1 protein-coding gene is annotated in these 1,296 nt (G+C 60.9%); it reads right to left on the reverse strand.

The window, feature by feature from the left end; all coding sequences use genetic code 11:
• The coding region (gene thrS, locus ACXJ7R_RS33175; protein WP_457155485.1) for a threonine--tRNA ligase at positions 1 to 1,296 on the reverse strand (1,296 nt) is incomplete at both ends.

The following is a 1,296-nucleotide window of genomic DNA, read 5'->3' on the forward strand; positions in this document are numbered from 1 at the left end:
CCCGCAGATGGCGCGATGCACCATGACAGGTTGCTTCTTCTCCGAATCCGAGCCGATGTAGAAGGCGCCAAAACGCTCCGGCAGGTTGAAGTCGACCTGCGTCGTGCCGCACTGCCATTCGCGGCCGATGGCATCCTTAAGCACATACTCGAATTTCGGCCCGTAGAAGGCGCCCTCGCCCGGGTTGATCGAGGTCTTGATGCGATTGCCGGACTGCGTCCTGATCGTCTCCAGCACGCTGCCCATGATCGCCTCGGCGTGGTCCCACGCCTCGTCGGTGCCTACGCGCTTGTCGGGCCGCGTCGACAGCTTGACRCTGATCTCGTCGAAACCGAAATCGGCATAGGTCGACAGGATCAGATCGTTGATGCGCAGGCACTCCGACGCCAGCTGTTCCTCGGTGCAGAAGATATGCGCATCGTCCTGCGTGAAGCCGCGCACGCGCATCAGCCCATGCAGCGCGCCGGATGGCTCGTAGCGATGCACATTGCCGAATTCCGCAAGTTTTACGGGCAGATCGCGATAAGACTTCAACCCATGCTTGAAAATCTGCACATGGCCCGGACAGTTCATCGGCTTCAGTGCGAAGACGCGGTCGTCGTCGGTATCGTCACCGGCAACCGTGACCTTGAACATGGCGTCGCGGTACCAGCCCCAGTGGCCAGAGGTCTCCCACAGGCTCTTGTCGAGCACCTGCGGCGCGTTGACCTCCTGATAGCCCTGTTCGTCGAGCCGGCGCCGCATGTAGTTGACCAGGTTCTGGAACATCTTCCAGCCCTTGGCGTGCCAGAAGACGACGCCCGGCCCCTCTTCCTGGAAATGGAACAGGTCCATCTCGCGGCCGAGTTTCCGGTGGTCGCGCTTCTCCGCCTCCTCCAGCATCGTCTGGTAGGCCTCGAGCTGCGCCTGGTCGGCCCAGGCCGTGCCGTAGATGCGCGTCAGCATCGGGTTGTTGCTGTCTCCGCGCCAATAGGCGCCGGCCACCTTCATCAGCTTAAAGGCATTGCCGATCTGCCCCGTCGAGGCCATGTGCGGCCCACGGCAGAGGTCGAACCAATCGCCTTGCGCATAGATCTTGAGATCCTGGTCCTCGGGAATGGCGTCGATCAGTTCCAGCTTGTAGCGCTCGCCCTTGTCGGCAAACACTTTTTTCGCCTTGTCGCGCGACCAGACTTCCTTGGTGAACGGCTTGTTGCGCGCAATGATCTCGCGCATCTTCTTCTCGATCACCGGGAAATCGTCGGGCGTGAAAGGCTCGTTGCGGGCGAAATCATAATAGAAGCCGTTCTCGATCAC

The organism is Mesorhizobium sp. P5_C1 (assembly GCF_054049815.1).